Annotated in this window: 21 protein-coding genes and 1 other RNA gene; 5 read left to right on the top strand and 17 right to left on the bottom strand. The window is 41.5% G+C overall.

The window, feature by feature from the left end:
* Positions 1 to 37: 37 nt before the first annotated feature.
* The 8 genes from trpB to LVD17_RS18700 form a co-directional block, all read right to left on the bottom strand.
* Positions 38 to 1,252: a tryptophan synthase subunit beta gene (gene trpB, locus LVD17_RS18735; protein ID WP_233760538.1), complete on the bottom strand. Its 1,215-nt coding sequence runs from the start codon at positions 1,250 to 1,252 to the stop codon at positions 38 to 40.
* 2 nt (positions 1,253 to 1,254) lie between these two features.
* Positions 1,255 to 1,887 (bottom strand): phosphoribosylanthranilate isomerase, encoded by a 633-nt coding sequence (locus tag LVD17_RS18730; protein WP_233760537.1) that lies wholly within the window; start codon positions 1,885 to 1,887, stop codon positions 1,255 to 1,257.
* Complete coding sequence (gene trpC / locus LVD17_RS18725; RefSeq protein ID WP_233760536.1) at positions 1,874 to 2,686, bottom strand: indole-3-glycerol phosphate synthase TrpC; 813 nt, start codon at positions 2,684 to 2,686, stop codon at positions 1,874 to 1,876. Before trpC ends, LVD17_RS18730 begins: the two co-directional genes overlap by 14 nt.
* Before the next feature lie 2 nt (positions 2,687 to 2,688).
* A complete protein-coding gene (gene trpD, locus LVD17_RS18720; protein WP_233760535.1) occupies positions 2,689 to 3,699 on the bottom strand; it encodes an anthranilate phosphoribosyltransferase in 1,011 nt (336 codons plus the stop codon).
* 2 nt (positions 3,700 to 3,701) lie between these two features.
* Positions 3,702 to 4,277: an anthranilate synthase component II gene (locus LVD17_RS18715; RefSeq protein WP_233760534.1), complete on the bottom strand. Its 576-nt coding sequence runs from the start codon at positions 4,275 to 4,277 to the stop codon at positions 3,702 to 3,704.
* 8 nt (positions 4,278 to 4,285) lie between these two features.
* The gene (locus LVD17_RS18710; protein ID WP_233760533.1) at positions 4,286 to 5,689 is read right to left on the bottom strand and encodes an anthranilate synthase component I family protein; all 1,404 of its coding nucleotides are present in this window, start codon (positions 5,687 to 5,689) and stop codon (positions 4,286 to 4,288) included.
* Positions 5,690 to 6,071: 382 nt separating this feature from the next.
* Positions 6,072 to 6,233, bottom strand: coding sequence for a 30S ribosomal protein THX (locus LVD17_RS18705; protein WP_233760532.1), 162 nt, complete (start codon positions 6,231 to 6,233; stop codon positions 6,072 to 6,074).
* A 65-nt stretch (positions 6,234 to 6,298) separates the two neighbouring features.
* On the bottom strand, positions 6,299 to 8,386 hold the full coding sequence (locus LVD17_RS18700) for a M13 family metallopeptidase (RefSeq protein ID WP_233760531.1): 2,088 nt from the start codon (positions 8,384 to 8,386) through the stop codon (positions 6,299 to 6,301).
* A 163-nt stretch (positions 8,387 to 8,549) separates the two neighbouring features.
* Here LVD17_RS18700 and LVD17_RS18695 point away from each other — a divergent pair, with 163 nt between their 5' ends.
* Entirely contained in the window at positions 8,550 to 9,038 is a 489-nt protein-coding gene (locus LVD17_RS18695; protein WP_233760530.1) for a hypothetical protein, read from the top strand.
* On the opposite strand, the gene LVD17_RS18690 is transcribed toward LVD17_RS18695, so the two are convergent.
* Complete coding sequence (locus LVD17_RS18690; protein ID WP_233767974.1) at positions 8,998 to 9,537, bottom strand: GNAT family N-acetyltransferase; 540 nt, start codon at positions 9,535 to 9,537, stop codon at positions 8,998 to 9,000. The two genes, LVD17_RS18695 and LVD17_RS18690, sit on opposite strands and share 41 nt — an antisense overlap.
* Before the next feature lie 26 nt (positions 9,538 to 9,563).
* On the opposite strand from LVD17_RS18690, the gene LVD17_RS18685 reads away from it, so the two are divergent.
* A complete protein-coding gene (locus tag LVD17_RS18685; protein WP_233760529.1) occupies positions 9,564 to 9,797 on the top strand; it encodes a hypothetical protein in 234 nt (77 codons plus the stop codon).
* Here LVD17_RS18685 and LVD17_RS18680 read toward each other — a convergent pair whose 3' ends face one another.
* On the bottom strand, positions 9,798 to 10,151 hold the full coding sequence (locus LVD17_RS18680) for a C2 domain-containing protein (RefSeq protein ID WP_233760528.1): 354 nt from the start codon (positions 10,149 to 10,151) through the stop codon (positions 9,798 to 9,800).
* Between the two features lie 90 nt (positions 10,152 to 10,241).
* On the opposite strand from LVD17_RS18680, the gene ffs reads away from it, so the two are divergent.
* From ffs to LVD17_RS18665, 3 genes are all read left to right on the top strand, one after another.
* Positions 10,242 to 10,340: signal recognition particle sRNA small type (gene ffs / locus LVD17_RS18675), an RNA gene on the top strand.
* A 61-nt stretch (positions 10,341 to 10,401) separates the two neighbouring features.
* Positions 10,402 to 11,058, top strand: coding sequence for a fructose-6-phosphate aldolase (gene fsa / locus LVD17_RS18670; RefSeq protein ID WP_233760527.1), 657 nt, complete (start codon positions 10,402 to 10,404; stop codon positions 11,056 to 11,058).
* Between the two features lie 11 nt (positions 11,059 to 11,069).
* Entirely contained in the window at positions 11,070 to 11,783 is a 714-nt protein-coding gene (locus LVD17_RS18665; protein WP_233760526.1) for a cell division ATP-binding protein FtsE, read from the top strand.
* 17 nt (positions 11,784 to 11,800) lie between these two features.
* Here the strand turns inward: LVD17_RS18665 and LVD17_RS18660 are convergent, their stop codons facing one another.
* The 7 genes from LVD17_RS18660 to LVD17_RS18630 all read right to left on the bottom strand — a co-directional run bounded on the left by LVD17_RS18660 (position 11,801) and on the right by LVD17_RS18630 (position 21,175).
* The gene (locus LVD17_RS18660; protein ID WP_233760525.1) at positions 11,801 to 12,349 is read right to left on the bottom strand and encodes a hypothetical protein; all 549 of its coding nucleotides are present in this window, start codon (positions 12,347 to 12,349) and stop codon (positions 11,801 to 11,803) included.
* Positions 12,342 to 12,896, bottom strand: a complete 555-nt coding sequence (locus tag LVD17_RS18655) for an RNA polymerase sigma factor (protein WP_233760524.1) — start codon at positions 12,894 to 12,896, stop codon at positions 12,342 to 12,344. The genes LVD17_RS18660 and LVD17_RS18655 overlap by 8 nt, the downstream gene beginning before the upstream one ends.
* 65 nt (positions 12,897 to 12,961) lie before the next feature.
* Positions 12,962 to 13,684, bottom strand: a complete 723-nt coding sequence (locus LVD17_RS18650) for a hypothetical protein (protein WP_233760523.1) — start codon at positions 13,682 to 13,684, stop codon at positions 12,962 to 12,964.
* A gap of 39 nt (positions 13,685 to 13,723) precedes the next feature.
* Positions 13,724 to 15,136: a CCA tRNA nucleotidyltransferase gene (locus tag LVD17_RS18645; protein WP_233760522.1), complete on the bottom strand. Its 1,413-nt coding sequence runs from the start codon at positions 15,134 to 15,136 to the stop codon at positions 13,724 to 13,726.
* A gap of 85 nt (positions 15,137 to 15,221) precedes the next feature.
* Positions 15,222 to 16,238, bottom strand: coding sequence for a PorP/SprF family type IX secretion system membrane protein (locus LVD17_RS18640; RefSeq protein ID WP_233760521.1), 1,017 nt, complete (start codon positions 16,236 to 16,238; stop codon positions 15,222 to 15,224).
* Positions 16,239 to 16,240: 2 nt separating this feature from the next.
* Positions 16,241 to 19,963 (bottom strand): PKD domain-containing protein, encoded by a 3,723-nt coding sequence (locus tag LVD17_RS18635; protein ID WP_233760520.1) that lies wholly within the window; start codon positions 19,961 to 19,963, stop codon positions 16,241 to 16,243.
* 162 nt (positions 19,964 to 20,125) lie between these two features.
* Positions 20,126 to 21,175, bottom strand: a complete 1,050-nt coding sequence (locus LVD17_RS18630) for a PorP/SprF family type IX secretion system membrane protein (protein ID WP_233760519.1) — start codon at positions 21,173 to 21,175, stop codon at positions 20,126 to 20,128.
* Positions 21,176 to 21,186 lie beyond the last annotated feature (11 nt).

Below are 21,186 nucleotides of genomic sequence, written 5' to 3'. Positions count from 1 at the left end.
TATTCAGGTTGTTAATAGATCATAAATGTTTCAATATTCAATATTTGCCCCACTTGATGTAGGTGTCCAGGTCTTTATCACCGCGACCCGATAAATTGACCACGACTATATCGTTGGGTGCAAGTTTCAATTTATCCAATGCAGCAAGGGCATGTGCCGACTCTATGGCCGGAATGATCCCCTCCAACCTGCTCAATTCAATACCAGCGTGCATAGCTTCTTCATCACTTGCATTTTCAAACTTTACCCTTCCAGTTTCAAACAGATGTGCATGCATCGGTCCTATACCAGGGTAATCAAGGCCTGCAGATATGGAATAGGGCTCAATCACCTGACCATCTTCCGTTTGCATAAGCAAGGTTTTACTTCCGTGGAGTACACCTGCTTTACCCAATGCTGTGGTAGCAGCGGACTCTCCACTGTTTACGCCCTTGCCTGCCGCTTCCACGGCTATCAAATTAACCGGTTCATCGTCCAGAAAATGATAAAAGGCACCTGCCGCGTTACTTCCTCCTCCCACACATGCAATCACGTGATCCGGGAGCTGACGCCCTTCCTCCTGCTCCAGTTGCAGCCTGATCTCTTCACTGATCACACTTTGAAAACGGGTGACCATATCCGGGTAAGGATGCGGCCCCACCACAGAACCGATTATGTAATGTGTATCCAGCGGATTGTTAATCCAGTGACGCATGGCCTCGTTGGTAGCATCTTTAAGGGTTTGGCTGCCACATGTAGCCGGTACAACCTCAGCGCCGAGTATTCTCATGCGCTCTACATTAGGCTTTTGCCTGGCCATATCTACCTTGCCCATATACACTATACATTCCAGCCCCATAAGGGCACATACGGTAGCAGTAGCCACTCCATGCTGCCCGGCTCCTGTTTCTGCTATTATTTTGTTTTTACCCAATTTCTTTGCCAGTATAATCTGCCCGATCGTGTTATTTACTTTGTGTGCACCGGTATGGCAAAGGTCTTCTCTCTTCAGATAGATCTTTGTATTATATTTTTCCGACAGCCTTTGTGCATAAAATAAAGGAGTAGGCCTGCCCACATAATCCTTAAGCAGCTTTCTGAATTCATTTTGAAACTCGTCGGCCGCTATTATTTGCAAGTATTTTTCCCTCAGTTCCTCAACATTGGGGTATAGCATTTCCGGTATATACGCTCCGCCGAACTGACCGTAATAGCCTTGTTCGTCCACAGCATACCTTTTCTTCTCAATAGTATTTTTCAATATGTCAGACATAATTATTGCATTTGCTCTTTAAGTTGTTTGATAAGTTCAGTATTCTTGAGCCCGGGACTGATCTCAAACTGGCTGTTGATGTCAATAGCGTAAATATCCAGATCGTCTAATTCCTCAAGCTGACGAATATTCTCCAGGGTTAAACCTCCACTCAAAATGACAGGTTTGGGCAGATCCAGCCCCTTCAGCACTGTCCAATCAAAGGTCACACCGTTACCTCCATAGCTTTTGAGCCGTGTATCAAATAAATAGTAGTCAACTACCTCGGCATACTCCAGCAGCAGCTTTCTGTCTATAACTTTATTCCCAGCAAAAACTTTGATTACCCCAAGGCCATTTGCTTTCAGGTGCAGACACTCGGCAAAAGATTCGTCTCCGTGCAGTTGCACAAAGTCCAGACTGAACTGCCTGGCTGTATCCAGCACCTTTTCCACCGGCTGGTTTACAAAAACCCCGACTTTCATGGTAGACTCAGGAAAATCATTAAAATAATTTTTTAGAAGCATATCTCCTGCATATCTGGGTGACCTGTCATAGAAAATAAACCCTGCGAAATCAGGCCTTAGCGCCGCAACCTCAGCGATGTTATCCCTTAGGCCACACACTTTTAATTTAACGCTACTAAGCTTTGGCATAGTTGATCTTTTCTATCTCGCTTAACTTCTCAATAAACCTCGCGCATGATTTTTCCGGTCTGCTGTTTTGCATAAAGCGCTCCCCGATTAGGAACCCGTTAAATCCATGCTTCTTAAGTTCAATCACATCGTCTGGGGAATGAATGCCGCTCTCTGACACTTTAACTATACCTGAGGGGATGGCATCCGACAATTTGATAGAGGTATTAATATCTACTTCAAAGCTGGTGAGGTCGCGGTTATTCACTCCCACAAGATCAACATGCTCATTAATGTGCCCAAGCTCATCAGCATTGTGTATTTCCAATAGTACCTCCAGCCCTAATGAATGAGCAAATTTTGACATCTGCAACACCTCTTGTGGAGTTAATACAGCCGCTATCAGTAATATGGCATCAGCTCCAATAGATTTTGCCTCTATGATCTGGTACTCATCTACTGTAAAGTCCTTTCTTAGTATTGGACAGAAATTAAACTTCCTGGCTATAAGTAAATCTTCATTTTTACCTCCGAAATAATGAGTATCGGTCAGCACCGAAAGGGCCGATGCACCTGCCTGCATGTATCCAATGGAAATCCTTTCCACCGAAACTTCAGGATTGATTATACCTTTCGATGGCGATTTTCTTTTGATCTCTGCTATCACTCCTGATTTATCTTCCCGTAAAACATACTTTTTAAGGGAAACCGGTTGCGTATTGAAGAACAGGCTTTGCTCAAGAAGTTTAACCGGGAAAAGCTCCTTTTTTCTCTGAACTTCGACTTTCTTATGCTGTATTATTTCTTTTAGAATATTCATGGTTATGCAGTTGTATAAGTTTTCTTTTTGTTCAACAATCTGTTAAATGCTCTGAGCGCCCTGCCAGATTCCAATGAGGCGTGAGCCCTTGCCACACAATCCTCTATGGACTCTTTCTGGTTTGAGCAATACAAGGCCATGCCTGCATTGGCAGCTACTACAGCTTTCTGCGCCGAGGTGCCTTCTCCATTTAGTATTTTTATAAATATTTTAGCAGACTCTTCAATGGTTTTCCCTCCTGATATTTCTTCTTTCGATACCTTTGGAAGCCCCAGGTTTTCAGGGCTCAGGATTTTTTCCCCCACATTGGAGATCATTTTGAAATTGCCGGTCAACGAAACCTCATCGTAGCCATCTAAGGCGTGCAGGATAACAAAGTCTTTATTCGATTTTTGATACAGGTATCCATAAAGGCGCGCCAGTTCGAGGCTGAATACGCCCACCAGCTGCTTACGTGGAAAAGACGGGTTGACCATAGGCCCCAGCATATTGAAAAAGGTCTTTACTCCCAGTTCTCTACGGATCGGTGCAACATTCTTCATAGCCGGATGAAAAAGTGGTGCATGCAGGAAGCATATGCCTGCATCGTCAAGACTTCGGAGCAGCTCATCTTTGTGACTGCTAAACTCATACCCAAAATGGCTCAGCAGGTTCGAAGATCCGCATATGGAAGACACACCGTTATTTCCATGTTTGGCAACATTTTGGCCGGCACCCGCCACTACAAAGGATGAAAGCGTGGAAATGTTAAACGTATCCTTACCATCGCCCCCAGTGCCGCAAAGGTCTATTGCATTATACTCATCAATCTCCACCGGAGTGCATAGTTCCAGCATGGCATCTCTAAAGCCTTCCAGTTCATCTACGGTAATGGTACGCATCATATAAACGGTCAGGAAAGCTGCAACCTGACTGTTAGTATACTTCCCCTGAGCCAGTTCTATCAGTATTTGTCTCGAAAAGTCTTTGTCGAGAGATTTATGTTCAATGAGCTTATTAAGTATATCTTTCATAATTATTTTTTTAACCAGTTATCAATTAGTTGTTTTCCGTGCTCTGTCAAAATAGATTCAGGGTGAAACTGCAGCCCTCTTACATCGTACTCCACATGCCTCAAACCCATAATATTATTCTGCTCATCAATGGCCGTTACCTTTAACTTACCATTGATAGACTCCGGCAGCACCGCCCAGCTGTGGTAGTGGCAACCCTTAAATTTTCCCGGTACGTTTTGGAAAAGGTAATCTTCAGGCTCCAAAACAGATATGTCACTTGACACCCCATGTAGCACCGAAAACATATTGTACAGTTTGCTGCCAAACACTTCTGCTATACCCTGCAGGCCAAGGCATATGCCTAAAATGCTCTTTTCAGCGCCATATCGTTCAACCAACGGCTTAAGTATACCTGCCTCATCAGGGATGCCAGGTCCTGGTGAAATAAGGATCTTGTCGTACGCACCGGCTTCCTCTACGGTGATCTTATCGTTTCTGATCACGCTAAGAGCATCGCCATGGCCCAGCTCTTTTATGATATGAACTATGTTGTAGGTAAAGGAATCGTAGTTATCAAGTAAAAGTATTTTCTTCATTTTTAATGTCAGTTAAGTTTTTGAGCCATATCAATTGCCTTTCTTAGAGCCGCAAGTTTGTTTGTCACTTCCTGCAATTCGCTGGAGGGGAGTGATTTTGCCACCACTCCGGCTCCTGCCTGATAATGTAGTGTATTATCCTTGCTCAAAAATGAACGTATCATGATGGCATGGTTAAAATCTCCGTTGAAGCCCATAAAGCCGATGGCACCCCCGTAGTAGTTTCTGCTGGTATTCTCATACTTGTCTATTAATTGCATAGCCATATGCTTGGGCGCCCCGGAAAGTGTACCGGCAGGGAAAGTACTGGCTACAAGCTTCAGTGGTGATGATTCTCCGTTAAGCTGGCCCGTGACTTTGCTGACCAGGTGGATTACGTGCGAGTAATACTGTATTTCTTTAAATACATCTACGGCCACATTTTCAGAGCTTCTGCTCAGGTCATTCCTGGCCAGGTCTACAAGCATTACATGTTCTGCATTTTCCTTTTCATCTGCTGCAAGCTGCTGCGCCAGTTGTGCATCTGCCATATCATTGCCTGTACGTTTAAATGTACCAGCTATAGGATAAATACTGGCCTGAGAACCTTTAATTACAATTTGTGATTCCGGTGAAGAGCCGAATATTTTAAAGTTACCGTAATCAAAATAGAAGAGATATGGGGAAGGATTTATAGAACGAAGGGCACGGTAAACATTAAATTCATCACCCTGAAACTTATTTTGGAACCTTCGCGAAAGCACGATTTGAAAAACATCTCCGCGCAGGCAATGAGAGCGGCCCTTGGTAAGAATCTGAAGAAACTCGTCATCAGTGTAATTCGATTTCTCTTCCCCCTTTAGGGTAAAGTCAAATTGTGGATCGTTGTTAATTTTTATCAGCGATTCTACATAGCTTAGGTTGCCTTTCTTTTCAAGCTCGTCTACTTTATGCTCAAAAATATAAAGCTCATTTTTGAAATGATCAATAACTATCACATAACGATACATTTTATAGATCATATCGGGAATGGTGTCATTCACCTTTTCTATTTCAATATCTTCGAAATATTTGATGTTATCATAGGCCATATAGCCAAACAGGCCGTTCGTAATAAATTTATAGTCAGACTCTTCTGTAATAAACGATGCCTTAAAGGCATTTAATTCATCCAACAGATTGTCCTTGTTTACTCTGAGCGTTTCATGTTTACCCCCCGGATATTCTTTGCTAAGCTTTCCGTTACTTACCTCAAATGAAGCTATAGGAGAACAGCATATATAGGAGTAGCTATTATCCGCCCCGTGGTAATCAGAGCTTTCCAGCAATATACTCTGGGCAAATTTATCTCTTAGCCTCAGGTAGATACTCACTGGTGTCAGGGTGTCTGCCAGCAATTTTTTGGTATTGGTTTTAATGGTGAATTTGTTCATTAAAGTGGCTTTTTGCGTTTTTATTAATGTTTTTAAAGTAAAAAAGGCCTGTCGAATGAACGGCAGGCCTTTTTTTAGTATAAGCATAGCATGGTCGTTCACTCCCTGAAATCAAGAAAGTGCCACCACCATACTTTGTTAATACTAATTAATGCTTTCACTATTTTATAATTTATAAATAAAAAAGGCTCGCTGTAGAACAGCGAGCCTTTGAATGTTTTCGATCTATATAATCTCACAATAACGCCGTTCTACCAATTTTTGGTATAGTGCCACCACCAAGCGTTATTTAATGAGTTGTTTTTCATATTCAGATCAAAAGTATAAAAGGAAATTTTTATGTGCAAACAAAAGTTCTTTTTTTACTTAACTTCAGTTCAGCTCAGGCTTTTGTTCCTTTTTTGGATGCTGATTTTTTAGCTCCATCAGCTTTCTTCCCATCAGAATCAGAAGCCGTGTTTTTGCTAACCGGTCTTGGCCTTGTTACACCATAAGACCCCATTGCGATCTTTCCTTTTTTGGTTTTTTTATCTCCTTTTCCCATATAACAAATTGATTAAAGACAAACTTTATTAAACTGTAAAACAAGTTTAATAAAGTTTGAATTTTTTACCAAATCTTTACTCTTACACTATCTGCTCTATACATGCCATCTCCCGGCTTTACATCAAAAGCCTTATAGAAGCTCTCCAAATTAGCCAGAGGTCCGTTAGCTCGGTACATACCCGGAGAATGCGGATCAGTATTTACCTGGGTTCGCAATGTCTCATCTTTGTACTTAATTCTCCATATGGTAGCCCATGACATGAAAAACCTTTGCTCCTGGGTCATTCCATCGATCAGGCCGGGATTACCATGCTCTGCCAAATGGCGCTGAAGTCCGTCATAAGCAGCATTAACACCACCAAGATCACCTATATTCTCTCCTAAAGTAAAGGCCCCATTGACTTTGACACTATCCAAAGGTTCGTAGTCATCATATTGTGCAACGAGCTGTCCCGTTCTGGATTTGAAACTAGCCGCATCCTCTTCACTCCACCAGTTTTTCATGTTTCCTTCAGCATCAAATCGGCTCCCCTGATCATCAAAACAGTGCGATATCTCATGACCAATTACAGCCCCAATACCTCCGTAATTTACAGCCATATCAGCTTTATAATTGTAGAAAGGAGGTTGAAGAATAGCCGCCGGAAACACTATTTCATTAAATAGCGGGTTGAAATATGCATTTACAGTTTGAGGACTCATACCCCACTCTTTCTTGTCAACCGGCTTACCTATTTTGTTAACCTGATAGTTGAAAGCAAACTTATTCGCATTAAGTATATTTCCTACATAGGATGATTTCTCGGGATCTCCCTCTACTTCAAGGCCTGAATAGTCTCTCCACTCATCAGGGTAACCTATTTTAACCGTCATGGTTTTCAACTTAGCCAACGCCTTTTCCTTAGTGGAATCAGACATCCAATCCAGATTCTTTATTCTGTCAGCAAATGCCAGCTTAATGTTCTCCACCATCTCCTGGGCTTTCTGTTTCGCTTCGGGAGGGAAAACGTCATCAACGTATAGCTTACCTATGGCTTCACCTAGAGAGGCATTAGTAGTTGCCAGCACACGTTTCCATCTGGGCTGCATTTCTTCAACACCTCTCAGTTCTTTACTGAAAAACTCAAAGTTGGCCTGAACGAACTCGTTATTCAAATAACCGGCATTGGCATCAAGTATTCTCCATCGCAAATATTCTTTCCAGGTAGACACGGGAACTTCTTCGGTAATTTTTTGAAATTCTTCTACAAACTTAGGCTGCATTACAATCAAGGTATCTATGCCTTTTACGCCCATATCAACCAGGTATTCTTTCCAGTCTATTGAAGGAGCCAGCTTATCAAGATCTTCCAGAGACATTTTGTTGTACAGTGCAGGTATATTTCTTCGCTCTACATTTGTCATGGATGCCTCAGCCATTCTGGTCTCAAGCTCTACTATACGCTTAGCCTGGCCTTCAGCACTCTCCTGCTCCTCTCCCAGAAGCTTTAACATTCTGACCAAATGTTGCTCATATTTCTCCCTGATTTCCTTTGACTTGGCATCTGTTTTGGTGTAATAGTCTCTGTCAGGAAGGCCAAGCCCACCCTGACCAATGTAAGCGGCCATCACTTTACTATTCTTCAGATCAGGAAATACGGCAAAACCAAAAAATGCTCCCCCTCCATATGTTTCCTGCTCAGAAAGATACTTCTGAAGATCTTTTACATTCCCAATCTTTGAGATTTTTTCAAAATACAACTCCAGCGGCCTGATCCCGGCATTCTCAGCGAGTAATGAATCCATACCTATAGCATAAAAATCCGTAGCCTTTTTCTGATCGGTACCTTCGCCGTATTTATTGCTCTTTCCTGCATTTTCCAGCACATCAAGTACTGTTTCATTAGTCATTTCACGTAATTCATTGAAGCTGCCCCATCTTCCCTGGTCACCCGGGATCTCGGTCTGGTCTATCCACTTACCATTAACAAAGCGAAAAAAATCGTCTGCAGGTCTTACAGTGGAATCAATATAGGTAGTATTGATTCCTATAACTTCATTTGTTTCTTCCACTTTTGACTTCTCATCTGAAGAAGTACCACAGCCTACAACCACAGCCGTAATACCCAAAGCCAAAAGCGTATTAGATAGGTTAAAACTTTTTAAATACATGTTGATAAGGTTTAATGATTCTTTAAAAATGATTTTTTATTGGCATAATTCAGAGTGATCTTATATCAACGGCCTAAAGCTATGATAAAAAACATCCTCAGCCGATAAAATTCGTAAGAACTAAAAAAAGCAACTTTTGTTCTTTATAGAAAGCATTCATTCCATGGCAAAGACAAGTTTACATCTTATAGAGGCACTTAGAAAGACCGCCCGGAAACTACGGCAAAATAAGGATTATCAATGGGGACATATGGGTAGTTGTAACTGCGGTCATCTGGTTCAGGAAATTACCCGGCTGAACAAAGCAGAAATTCATTCCAGGGCTATGAATAAATATGGAGACTGGAATGATCAGCTTAATGATTACTGCCCCACCAGCGGTTTGCTGATGGACGAACTCATAACTCAGATGCTTGATTTTGGACTGGACACGGATGACCTTAAACATCTTGAAAAATTATCGGACCCTAAAATATTGAAGAGGCTCTCGCATAGCCATCGCTATTTGCAGCATAACAAGAAAGAGGACGTAATCACTTATATAAATGAATGGGCCGACTTATTGGAAGATGAGCTTCTGGACAAAATAAAATTACCAAAAACGGAACATTCTATGGCCTTGGAAACAGGTAGAAAACACAATCCTTTATAGCATTCTCCTGATTGACGAAGCGATACCAGCGATGAAGTACTGCTTCCCTCTTAAACCCTACCTTTTCCAGCACTTTACACGAACCAATATTATCGATATCACATAGAGCCCATATTCGCCAAACTTCCGGTATGTTGCTGAGCAACACAACCAATTTCTTCACGGCCTCTGTGGCGTATCCGTTCCGTTCAAAAGCCGGGTTCAGAATATAGCCTATAGCTACCTTTCCCTGCTCATTTATAGCGCCTAAGCCACCAATTAAGCTCCCAGTGGCTTTCAAGGTCACCGCGTAGGCATAATCTTTTCCTTGATTCCATTCATCTTCTTTTATAGTAAGAAAGTTATGAGTATCCTCAACCGACCGGTGCGTAGGCCATGAAACAAATCTGGTGCTTTCATGTATACTTGCATACCCTTCATAAATAGCCGGAGCATCTTCATGCCTTAGCTTTCTTATTACTAATCTTTCTGTTTCAAAACTTTCCGGCAAATTCAGCATCTTTGTCAAAACATATATTTCAGATTATGCAAAATGTCGTTCATCAGTATTTCAAGCGTCTGTTTGATGATTTCACGATCATTGTACAGGTGAATCCAGTCAATTTGAATGGTATAGAACTCACAATACACAAAAATGGTGAAATTGAAAAAAGAAAAATGGAATTTGATGAAGACATTTATGAAGACCTTAAAGTAGATGGCTTCACAGAATCCAGTTCGCTTGAGTTTAACCTATACCTCAAAGGGCTGGTAAAATAATCAACTGACCTCCCATTCCAGGGAGTATTTCGCCCCATGTTCATTGTCAGCCAACATATCAGTTCTGAATGGCCCGCCTTTTTCATCAACTAACATGGTAAAAAGCCCTAATTTATCATCGCGACTAATAACATCATAATCCCATAACTCTATTGAGAGCACTTCGTTATTTTTAATGTTTTTGATTTTGGCATTAATAGTTACCTCACCTTTATCCATTTTACAATACTTTTCCTTTTTTGGCCAAAGGCGTTGATCATTGTACCTCATATAAACCTCATCTCCATCATTTTCTTCCTGTCTGTAGCAGTAAAGTTTAAGTAGTTTAACCGTTAGAAATGTGTTACCAGTCATGAGCAAACAGCTTTTCGATCAATTTAACAAAAATCTTTAATTTAATACTCGCTAACTTTTTACAATTCACCTAATCTTCCTACTTTTGCAGTGGCAAATCAGTACGACCAGCTCCTGCTGAACTCCCCCAGGACCGGAAGGTAGCAAGGGTAGGCGGTTGTAGCGGTGCGATACTTGATTTGCCTTTTTTTTTTATCAATTTCTCGATATATCTTAGCGTTAGAAACTATATTCCAACAACCACATATTTATGAAATTCTTTATTGATACTGCCAACCTGAATGAAATACAGGAGGCTTACGACCTTGGAGTACTGGATGGCGTAACTACAAACCCTTCACTTATGGCCAAAGAAGGCATAAAAGGTGAAGACAATGTGAATGCACATTATAAAGCTATCTGTGATATCGTTGATAACAATGTAAGTGCAGAGGTTATTGCCACTGAATTTGACAAGATGATCAAAGAAGGTGAAGAGCTTGCCAAGATCGATGACAAGATAGTGGTAAAGATACCAATGATCAGGGATGGTGTTAAAGCCATTAAGTATTTGAGTGAGCAGGGAATCAGAACTAACTGTACCCTTGTATTTTCTGCAGGACAGGCTTTACTAGCTGCAAAAGCCGGCGCAAGTTATGTTTCTCCATTCATCGGAAGATTGGATGATATTGCATACGACGGCCTTGATCTTATTGAGCAAATCGTGCAGATTTATGACAACTATGGATACCCTACTGAGGTATTGGCGGCAAGCATCAGGCATACAATGCACCTGATTCAGTGTGCAGAGATAGGCGCTGATGTAGCTACATGTCCGCTAAACGTTATCACAAGCTTACTTAAGCACCCATTAACCGATGCTGGCCTTGAGAAGTTTCTTGCTGACCATAAAAAAGTAAATAGCTAAAAATTTAAAAGATGTCTTTCTCCTCTGATCCGGTAGTACGCGTAAAGGACGCCTCTATTTTTCAAGATGACAGAACAGTACTCAGTGATGTCAACTTCGAAATTGAAAAAGGTGAGTTTGTGTTTTTGATCGGAAGAACCGGTGGTGGAAAGACATCTCTTTTAAAAACCCTGTACGCTGACCTTGATCTTAGATTAGGAGAAATTGTAGTTGCGGGTTTTAATATCAGAACTATTAAACAGAAAGATGTACCAATGCTTCGCAGAAAGCTAGGGATCATTTTTCAGGATTTCCAGCTCTTTCCTGACCGCTCTGTAGCGGAAAACCTGACTTTTGTAATGCAGGCCACTGGCTGGAAAGAAAAGTCAAAGATGAAGGCCCGCCTGACCGAAGTGCTTATGCGTGTTGGCCTTGGTTCCGTAGGATCAAAAATGCCCCATCAGCTTTCAGGGGGCGAGCAACAGCGTGTGGTCATTGCCAGGGCTCTGCTAAACGAACCCGCCATACTACTTGCAGATGAACCAACTGGTAATCTTGACCCCGAAGTTTCGCAAGGCATATTTAAACTCTTCCAGGAAATAAATAATAGTGGTACGGCTATTCTTATGGCTACTCATGACCATAATCTGGTCAAGAAATATCCGGGCCGCGTGCTTAAGTGTGAAAAAGGGAGAGTGCTTGATTCTAAAATTGAAGAGGTTGATTTGTCAACTGATCAGTATTAATACAATTAACTTCCCTGCTAAACGTTAATTTCCTCTGTACCATCCTCTTCCTTTTTGTTTTTGCTGGCATAATCCTCCAATTCCTGAAGCTCTTTGTTCAATATGTCGACACGCACCAGCAAGTTCAGGATCAAAGCATCAACTACTTTTTTACTGGGATTATTTTTCAGCTCATCCTTTAGCACCTCATACATAGCATCAAGCTTCTGCAAGTCCTGCTCAAATGCTTCGTCAACTTTTATATTGCTTTCCTCAAAGTCGTATATAAGCTCTTTCTTTTCTGATATCTTTTGAAAATAAAAGCTTTCTACGGACAGAAACTCATCGTTTACCTTTTCCTTATTGAAAGCAATGGGACGATCATCACTTCCATAATTCAACTGATAAAACATTACTGACGAGGTAATAAAAAACAAAATTGAGGCTGCTTTCCAGAGCCAGTTATACTGCCTTCCTGCTGCTGAACCAAGTTTTTTGTAAACACTTTCCCAAACCCTATTGGTCGGCTCATCATTATCAAATTCATGACGATTGTCTCTGATGAATTTTTCAAACTGATCACTCATAGATCACCTCCTTCTGTAATATTTCTTTAAGCTTCTTTTTAGAACGATTAAATTGAGATTTTGATGTAGACTCTGTTATTCCCAGTATCTGGGCTATTTCGCTATGATCGTAACCTTCTATTAAATATAGTGAAAAAACCAGTCTATATCCATCAGGTAGTTGTTTCATAGCACGTTTTATTCGTTCAATGTCCATCATTTCACGGCTATACTCTACCGGCCGGGAATCTTCGTCTGCAACATTATCCTGTATCTCTGCGATCTCCACCTGTCTCTTCCTGATGAAGTTTATTGCTTTATTTATAACAATACGCTTAAGCCAGGCGCCAAAAGCTGCATCTCCTTTATAGGATTGAAGGTTTCTAAAAGCACTGATAAAAGCCTCCTGCAGCACATCTTCTGCATCATCAAAGTTATTTGTTATCCTATAGCACACGTTAAACATGGCTTTGGAGTACAGTTTATATAGCTGGCTCTGGGCATACCGGTCACCTTGCAGGCATTTTGCTAAAACATCGGCGTGAATATTTTGAAACTTCTCTCCCAAATAAGTATTTTCCTTTCTAATGCTATAGACAGGAAAGGATGTATCGGGGTTGCACCAACTAAGAATTATTTATCGATATTCTGCAGGTTCTCTTTAGCGAAAGGAAAGTCGGGAGAAATCACAAGGGCTTCGTTAAAATACTTTTTGGCTGAGGACTTGTCACCTTCATCCTGGGCAATAAGTCCTTTCAGATTAAGTAATGCTACTTTTATGGGGTATTCCTTTTGCTGCTGATTGCCCACATCAAAAACCACTTCCAGATCCTCAGCTTCCTTTTTGCCTAATAAAATGTCAATATTGGTTTTACTCTCCTTTAATCTGCCCATTTCATACTGCAGAAAGGCGATTTTATAAAGAGTTTGATAATCATCGGTTTGAAGGTATAATGACTCATACCCTTCCAGGGCCTTATCTTTTAAACCTAACCGCTCGTATGACACCGCCATGATCTCCATGGCACCAGTATGTTTGGGTCTCATGGAAAGTACATCCTGGGCAGAAATAGCTGCTGAAGCAAATTGCCCTGACTGAAGGTATAATGCTGATAAAGAATAAAGTATTGAGTCGTTTTGAGGGTTCTCTACATATAAATTATATAATGCATTTTTGGCCATTCCATAGTCGTTGTAGCGTATAGCCATTTGGTAGACACCTGCATAGTGTGCAGAAAGCACCTGCTGTGCTGACATAGGTTTTTGACCTTCTGTTTTCTGGGCTTCCTGAGCATTTAGTCCGGTTACCATTCCAACCAATAATAGTATGAGAGATGCAGATCTTAGACTTATCATTTTTATCATATTAAATTCAAAAGCCCAAATGTAACTAATTTAGTTGAGTTCAACACCCTTCTTTTGGGCCACCTCCAGCATATACTGCCATGCTTCTTTTTTATCATTCCGGATTTTGCCATCAAGTATAGCTTCTTTAATTTCTTCTTTGATTTCGCCGATAATCCGGCCTGGCTTCAGGTTAAATACATGGATTATCTCATCACCGGTAATAGGGGGCTGAAAGTTTCTTACACGGTCTTTCTCCTCAACTTCGTGCATCTTCTTTTCCACCTTTTTAAAATTGCTAAGGTATTTCTTTACCTTAATATCGTTTTTTGAAGTCACGTCTGCTTTGCAAAGCTTCATCAGGTCCTCTATATCATTTCCTGCTTCAAATAACAATCTTCTTATCGCTGTATCCGTAATATCTTCCTTTACAAGAGCTATTGGCCTTAAATGCAAGCGAACGAGCTTTTGCACATAATCCATTTTTTCATTTAAGGGCAGCTTGAGCTTTCTGAAGATTTTAGGCACCATTCGGGCTCCCTTGTCCTCATGGCCATGAAATGTCCAACCCACTTTCTTATCGAACCTTTTCGTTGCAGGCTTGGCAATATCATGTAAGATAGCCGCCCACCTCAGCCAAAGGTCCTTAGACCGATCAGCCGTGTTATCAAGTACCTGGAGTGTATGATAAAAATTATCCTTATGCCCCTTGCCATCAACAATATCAACACCATGCAAATCCGTCATTTCCGGAAATATCCGATTCAACAAGCCTGCGTGAAAAAGGAGCTTAAATCCATATGACGGTTTTTCTGCCAGTATGATCTTATTAAGCTCATCAGTAACACGTTCCTGCGATACAATATTGATCCGGTCTGCATTTTTTATAATGCTATCAAATGTATCCGGTTCAACATCAAAATTAAGTTGAGTAGCAAAGCGAATCGCCCTCATCATTCTTAAAGGGTCGTCTGAAAATGTCACATCGGGATCCAGAGGGGTTCTGAGTGTCTTTCTTTTAAGGTCTTTGAGTCCTCCGAACGGATCGATTAGTTTGCCAAAATTATGCTCTGACAACCCAATAGCCAGTGCATTTATCGTAAAGTCCCGCCTGTTTTGATCATCTTCAAGCGTACCATCTTCGACAATTGGCTTTCGGCTTTCCTTTCTATATGATTCCTTTCTGGCCCCAACAAACTCCAGTTCCCAGTCTCTATAGCTGATCATAGCGGTACCAAAATTCTTAAACACATTAACCCGGGCATTGCCTAACCTGGCCGCTACAGTTTTTGCTAATGCAATACCGCTTCCCACACATACGAAGTCGATATCCTTAGAAGGTCTTTTCAGCAAAATATCCCGTACAAAGCCACCAATAACATAGGTCTCCACCTGAAGTTCACCGGCAGCCTCGCTGACAATTTTAAATATAGGGTTTTTAAGAATTTGGGCAGAATAGTCCATAAAGCTTAGACTTAAAATTAAGCCTGCGTAACATTTAGATTAATAAAAATGCAAATTTAGCATTTATAACCTACCCTGAAAAGGACTATTTAACAAACGTGGGGCACGGGATAAACTTATCTTTACGTTTTGTTTTCGAACGTACGGAGATGTCCATACTATATTTAAGTGAAACTTCGTGTGCACCTCCGGATATTGAGCCCAGTTCGGAGATAGTGAAATCGTAGCTGTAGGCAATTTCAAGTTGATCAAACTGGAGGCCTAATATAAGTACAGCCGCATCCTGGCTCACATTATCTTTTGTATTTTGCTGGATGGGAATACCCCGGTACCACACACCAATCATAACGGGTTCATAGAGAAAGTGCAGCCCCACATCCAGCTGATCAAAACTACCCTGATTCTGGTATACAAATGAAGGGGCTATACTGGAAATTTTATCTCGTTTAAATACACCACTATACAGAGGTATCTTTACTCCTGCGTGAACAGAAGTTTTAATTGGAATCTTACTCTCCTCTCCGAGTAATGACCTGTTAGGCTGGTTTAAATGATGAGCAGAGAAGCCTGCCCAAAAGGTTTTATTATAAACAAGAAAGCCTGTGCCAAAATCAAAGTACCCTGTACTGCCAAGATTACCAAATGTTGGGTCCGTGGTAGGGGTTTGTCCGTCATTGCTAAACTCCAGCTGGTCGCCAAAAACAAGCTTATTAAAATCGATATTCCGATGGCCATACCCGAAATAAAGTCCCGGAGTCATGATCCATTTGTTAGAAAGCTGCACTTTATAAGAGTAAATAAAGCCGACAGAGGTCGACCTGAGATTTGCAGAACCGGCTTTATCAACTGTGGCCAGGAGGCCTACACCACTTCTGAGGTCATGGAGGTTATAGTCATATGAAAAAGAATAGGTAACAAAGCCGTTGGCCAGATTAGGCCACTGATTTCTGTAATTGGCTATGAATCTATGATCAGAACCTGTACCCGCAAAAGCCGGATTAAGGTACATAGGTGCAGCATAGTATTGTGAAAAATGCGGATCCTGCCCTGCTACTTTAATCGACAAACATATTAAAAGGATTAAAAGTATTCTCTTCTCCATAATTACCTGATCAAGTTCACATCACCTATTTTTGTGGTTCTTGTCCCATCTTCAAAGGTGAGATTGAGTTTATATACATACACATCCTGAGGACATAGCTTTCCTTTATAGTACCCATCCCACCCCATATTTTTATTGGCGCTTTGAAACAACAACTCTCCCCAACGGTTGAAAATCAACATTTCAAAGTCAGTTACACCCTCAGTAATTGGCAAAAAAATGTCATTGGTACCAGCTATACCTCCTGCTTCACCACCAATAGGCCCCATTAAGTTGGGCGAAAATGCATTGGGGATCAATATCCGGCCGCCAATTATGGTTTTCACTATACTTTCCCTGGTTGTAGTATCTCTACAGCCAAATTCATTGGTGGCTATCAACATTATATCGTAGGTACCTTCTTCTTCGTAGTAATGTACAGGCTCGTCCTCTTCTGATGTATTTCCATCGCCGAAGTTCCAAAGGAATTGTGATGCTCCAAAACTGCTATTTTTAGTATAAAGGGGACCATCCGGAATATAAACAACATTAGGTCTTACCTCAAACTGAGCATTGGGAGTTTCATAAACCTCTATAATTAATGGCTTGGTTTCCCTAATAGTATCTCCAAGCACATTGGTGGCGGACAGGCTTACGGTATAAACACCTGGCTCGTAATAAGTGTAGGATGGATTAATCGCCTTGGACGTGCCCTGGTTTTCCCCAAACTGCCAAAAGTAACTTTCTGGTTCGGCATATTGTGTAAGGTTAGTGAAGTTCACCGTTAAAGGAGCACATCCTGAGGCCGGCTCATACTCAAAATCAACAACAGGAGGGATAGGATCTATAGTAACTGTTACGGACTGTGAATCAACACAATCATCATAAGTAGCCATAAGTGTAATGGTGAAGGTACCGTAAGTACCATATTCATATTGACTAAGAGCAGGGTCGGAAGAGGTATCACCGTTACCAAAATCCCAAAGGTATGTCCACGGGCCACTATTCGTAGTATTATTTAAAAATACTGTAGATGATGGTAAACTTTGATTCAATGGTGTGGCTGTAAAGGCTACATTAATATCCTCGAGTTCCGGAATAATAAAGTTTTGAACGACAATCTCACTTTCACAATTGGCAAAATTTGTTGTCAGCAAACTCACTTCTACATTAACATCGGCCGTTGCTTTATTAAAAACATGTTCAAACCTATCTCCTATTGTGTTGGATGATAAGGTTATCGATCCATTTTCCCGTATCTCCCAATCATAACTGGTCAATCCCTTCTGTGTAGCCTCAAACTCTATTCGCATAAGATCACAATTAACCTCCAGTGTATCTATGACAAAACTGGCAGCAGGTACTGGGTTTACTCTTATAATTCTGGTAGAATCACCACTACAGCCACTGGGCAGTGTAGCATTTAAAGTCACGTAAAAATTTTTGACAGATTGAGTACTGTTGACAAATTCGTAACTGAACGTCGGTGTGCTGCCTGTATTCTCTTGGTATACCAGGCCATTACTGTCATCTATCCTCCATTGGTAGTCAACAGGATTAAGTGATTGTGTCTCGCTATCCACCTCAAAATCAACGTCCACCGGTGAACAGTTGTCGTCAAACGGAGAATAGTTAAGAGACATAAAACCTGATCTTGGACCAGGAAGTACAGTAATGGCAACAGGAGCACTCACAGTTTCACATCCGTTTACACTAATACTTCTCAGCCTTACGTTAAATATTTTATCAGCGGTAGTCAGGTTAGCAAAGCTTTTTGTAAAAACGTTAGAGAAAGAAGGATCGGCAGGACTCTGAATAGAATCGACCACATAGCCCGAGCCAGCATCTATTTCCCAAATATATTCGTCTATAACATCCGGTTGGGAGCCTACAGCATTGTTTGTGAAGCTCACCACCAGCTCGCTACATCCTGATATCTGGTCTGGTGTAATGTCTGCGAGCGGTAATGGGTCTACTGTTACTTCCCGCGCAAAGATATCAGAACAGCCATTTTGATCGGTGGTAACCCTCAGGGCAACCTGGTAAGTACCGGAAGTCGTGTAAGTTCTGGTAAAGCTGGTCTGGTTATCAAAGGCAGCATCTTTGCTAAATGTGACTCCATCATAGTCAAAATCCCACTCCCAACCTATTATGCTTTCTCCATTTATTGGATTTAAAGTTGAAAGGTCTTCAAATGAAGTGCCGCTACCTTCACAAACACGGTCTGCCGAAAAATTGGCTTCAGGGCTCTCATATACAATTACTTCAACTTCATCCTCACTGATACAGGAGGTTCCTACATCTCTTATAAGCAGCTTTACCCTGTAGATTCCTACATTATTAAAAATTTCATCAAACGGGCCAAGTACTGTTGATGAGAAAGCCCCACCTCCCGGCTCTTCTCTAACCAGTACGTCATTTTCGTCATAAAACTCCCATCTCCACTGGGTAGAAGGGTTAGGCACTCCTACAGAATTATCGGTAAAACGTACATCAAAGTTGACAGGTGACGAAGCAGACTGACAGAACTGTGGCGTTATTGGATTACCGGAAAGATCTGAAACACCAATATTAGCTATCAGCGTGGGTGAAATAAATACCAGATCATCATATACAGCTTCACAGTTCCCTGCGGCATTACCATCGTGTACGATCAGGCGAATTAACTTCTGACCTCCGGTGGTGTATGCATATATCGGGTTTACTGCATTGCTTGTAAATACCGGTGTCCCGGTGCCACTACTGTTATCATAAAACTCCCAGGTATAATTAAACCCTGCACCTGCTATAGGAGGGGTAAGATCCTCAAAGTAAATATCTTCTTCCACACAAAATGTGCTTTGAACCGGGCCGGCTGCATTACCAAGGCGCGTTTGAAAATCTGGTTGCGGGGCATCCACAATTACTACCCTGGCGTTGAGTGTCTGCGGAGCATTATCTCCGTTTATCAGGTCTCCACTAACAGGATTAAACGCATCCCCATCAGTAATATCATTGTCATAGGGATTACATTGGTTCCAGTTTCTCAGGGTTATCTGAAACTCTTTCCCTATATCAGCAGAACCTGTTACAGGCACATTGATAGGCAAGCTTACTTCTCCCGGCGCAAAAATCGGATATTTAGGATTCACACCCGGGGCCGGGTCAAGATAAGGGTAAGCAGCCGGAACCAGGCTATTTACATTTATACCGGGGATTCTGTTAGCCGCTATTCCCGTTCCATAGATCCACTGTATCCATCTCGGTTCTCCGTTCTCCCGGGTCAGTCGAGGAAAACAATTCCAGTCACTATTATCTATAAATTGCACGTCAGCAGCATACCCCTGGCAGACTCTATAAACGCCCGGATCTATTGATAACACATCGTTGGTCCATACAACTACCTGTGTTTCGATGGGCACAACACTCCCTCTCGGGTTACATCCGTTCTCAGCATCAATAATTACATCATAACCACATTCAACCGGTGAATTAGGATAAACGTGGGTCAATGAAACGCCGGTGGCGTTGGTCTGAACATAAGTTTCTTCAGGTGTTCCATCTCCCCAGTCTACATAATACACCGTGCCTGGAGTAGCTGATAAATAAAGTGTTTGGATTCCAACATTAAAAGGGGCACACCCCCGGCTACTGGTTAAAAAAGCAAAGCCAGGCTCCATGATCTGTCCTCCACATTGGGCTACTGATTTATGGAATACAAGGGTTAATAAAAATAGAGTAAGAAATGTTAATCTCTTAAGGTTCATCAGCTTCAAACGTTTCCCGGTTATAGTTCAAAGCCAAACTCAGACAATAATAAATACAAGCCTGTCAGCCAAGGAAACCAGGGGGTACAGGCCAATGTCGACCAATTGCAGCATTGGCCTTTAAAATGAAAATACTTAAGATATAACTATGCTATTGAAGTATTAATTCCAAAAGCCTTCTTTACTGTTGAATGATGGACAAGGGATTAGTTTATTTTTTCTTTTTACTCCGGGCCTGATACCTTTGGCTACAAATTCGTAAATAATGGATACCTCATGTGAACCTCCTGTAGAAGTACTAAGCCTTGACACGGTAAAGTCGTAGCTGTAACCTACTTGAAAATTACCAAATAACAGACTCATAACAAAGACCAGGGCATCTTGCTGCACCACCTGGATCGTTTCAGTGCCCGACTTGAAAGATCCGCTTATGGGTATACCTCTATACCAAACGCCTACAGCTATGGGGTCTATATGGTACTGAAGCCCTACATCTAATTGCTGAAATGATCTCCCCTGCATACGATACACGAATGAGGGTGTCAGGTACGAAACCTTTGATATCGTCCTTATTCCTTTATAAAGAGGCAATTTCATCCCTCCATGTACATTAACCCTTACAGGTAACCTGCTCTCCTCCCCCAGAATAGAAAGGTTTGGCCTGTTCAGGTGATATGCAGAAACGCCGAACCACAGACTTCTATTATACAAAACTGCACCTGAGGAAAAATCAAAGTAATTTTGATTGCCCAGCTTATTGAGATCAGGGTCTATGGATTGGCCATCAAACTCAAGGCCATCGCGCAATTGTAATTTGGACCTGTCTATCCCATTATTGCCATACGAAAAGTACAGACCAGGAGAAAATACCCAATTTTTGTTTATCCTTACCTTATAGGAGTACAAAAGCCCTGCATAAGTAGTTCTCCAGCCTGCCGATCCCATTTTGTCTGTAGTTGCCAGTACTCCAAAACCACTTTTCAGTTCATCCACAAATATTTCATACGAAAATGAATAGGTAGAAAATGCCTGAGGAAGGTTTGGCCATTGGACCCTGTGGTTCGCTACAAGACGTTGCTGTGGCGTAATACCCGTAAATCCCGGATTAAGGTATAAAGGAGCCGCATAATACTGGGAAAATTGTGGATCCTGTCCATAGCTCTGAGATATGGCTATTGTTACAAGAAACAGAACAAGTATATTTTTTAACATAATTACCTCAA

Source organism: Fulvivirga ulvae (assembly GCF_021389975.1).
GTDB classification, from domain to species: Bacteria; Bacteroidota; Bacteroidia; order Cytophagales; family Cyclobacteriaceae; genus Fulvivirga; species Fulvivirga ulvae.
Note: the sequence above shows the minus strand (reverse complement) of the source record. Positions and strands in the feature narration are given on the sequence as shown.

Bases quoted from the DNA above. Each gene is read 5' to 3' on its own strand.
- trpB (WP_233760538.1), bottom strand. From the start codon at position 1,252: ATGTCTGACATATTGAAAAATACTATTGAGAAGAAAAGGTATGCTGTG.
- LVD17_RS18730 (WP_233760537.1), bottom strand. From the start codon at position 1,887: ATGCCAAAGCTTAGTAGCGTTAAATTAAAAGTGTGTGGCCTAAGGGAT.
- trpC (WP_233760536.1), bottom strand. From the start codon at position 2,686: ATGAATATTCTAAAAGAAATAATACAGCATAAGAAAGTCGAAGTTCAG.
- trpD (WP_233760535.1), bottom strand. From the start codon at position 3,699: ATGAAAGATATACTTAATAAGCTCATTGAACATAAATCTCTCGACAAA.
- LVD17_RS18715 (WP_233760534.1), bottom strand. From the start codon at position 4,277: ATGAAGAAAATACTTTTACTTGATAACTACGATTCCTTTACCTACAAC.
- LVD17_RS18710 (WP_233760533.1), bottom strand. From the start codon at position 5,689: ATGAACAAATTCACCATTAAAACCAATACCAAAAAATTGCTGGCAGAC.
- LVD17_RS18705 (WP_233760532.1), bottom strand. From the start codon at position 6,233: ATGGGAAAAGGAGATAAAAAAACCAAAAAAGGAAAGATCGCAATGGGG.
- LVD17_RS18700 (WP_233760531.1), bottom strand. From the start codon at position 8,386: ATGTATTTAAAAAGTTTTAACCTATCTAATACGCTTTTGGCTTTGGGT.
- LVD17_RS18695 (WP_233760530.1), top strand. From the start codon at position 8,550: ATGGCAAAGACAAGTTTACATCTTATAGAGGCACTTAGAAAGACCGCC.
- LVD17_RS18690 (WP_233767974.1), bottom strand. From the start codon at position 9,537: ATGCTGAATTTGCCGGAAAGTTTTGAAACAGAAAGATTAGTAATAAGA.
- LVD17_RS18685 (WP_233760529.1), top strand. From the start codon at position 9,564: ATGCAAAATGTCGTTCATCAGTATTTCAAGCGTCTGTTTGATGATTTC.
- LVD17_RS18680 (WP_233760528.1), bottom strand. From the start codon at position 10,151: ATGACTGGTAACACATTTCTAACGGTTAAACTACTTAAACTTTACTGC.
- fsa (WP_233760527.1), top strand. From the start codon at position 10,402: ATGAAATTCTTTATTGATACTGCCAACCTGAATGAAATACAGGAGGCT.
- LVD17_RS18665 (WP_233760526.1), top strand. From the start codon at position 11,070: ATGTCTTTCTCCTCTGATCCGGTAGTACGCGTAAAGGACGCCTCTATT.
- LVD17_RS18660 (WP_233760525.1), bottom strand. From the start codon at position 12,349: ATGAGTGATCAGTTTGAAAAATTCATCAGAGACAATCGTCATGAATTT.
- LVD17_RS18650 (WP_233760523.1), bottom strand. From the start codon at position 13,684: ATGATAAGTCTAAGATCTGCATCTCTCATACTATTATTGGTTGGAATG.
- LVD17_RS18645 (WP_233760522.1), bottom strand. From the start codon at position 15,136: ATGGACTATTCTGCCCAAATTCTTAAAAACCCTATATTTAAAATTGTC.
- LVD17_RS18640 (WP_233760521.1), bottom strand. From the start codon at position 16,238: ATGGAGAAGAGAATACTTTTAATCCTTTTAATATGTTTGTCGATTAAA.
- LVD17_RS18635 (WP_233760520.1), bottom strand. From the start codon at position 19,963: ATGAACCTTAAGAGATTAACATTTCTTACTCTATTTTTATTAACCCTT.
- LVD17_RS18630 (WP_233760519.1), bottom strand. From the start codon at position 21,175: ATGTTAAAAAATATACTTGTTCTGTTTCTTGTAACAATAGCCATATCT.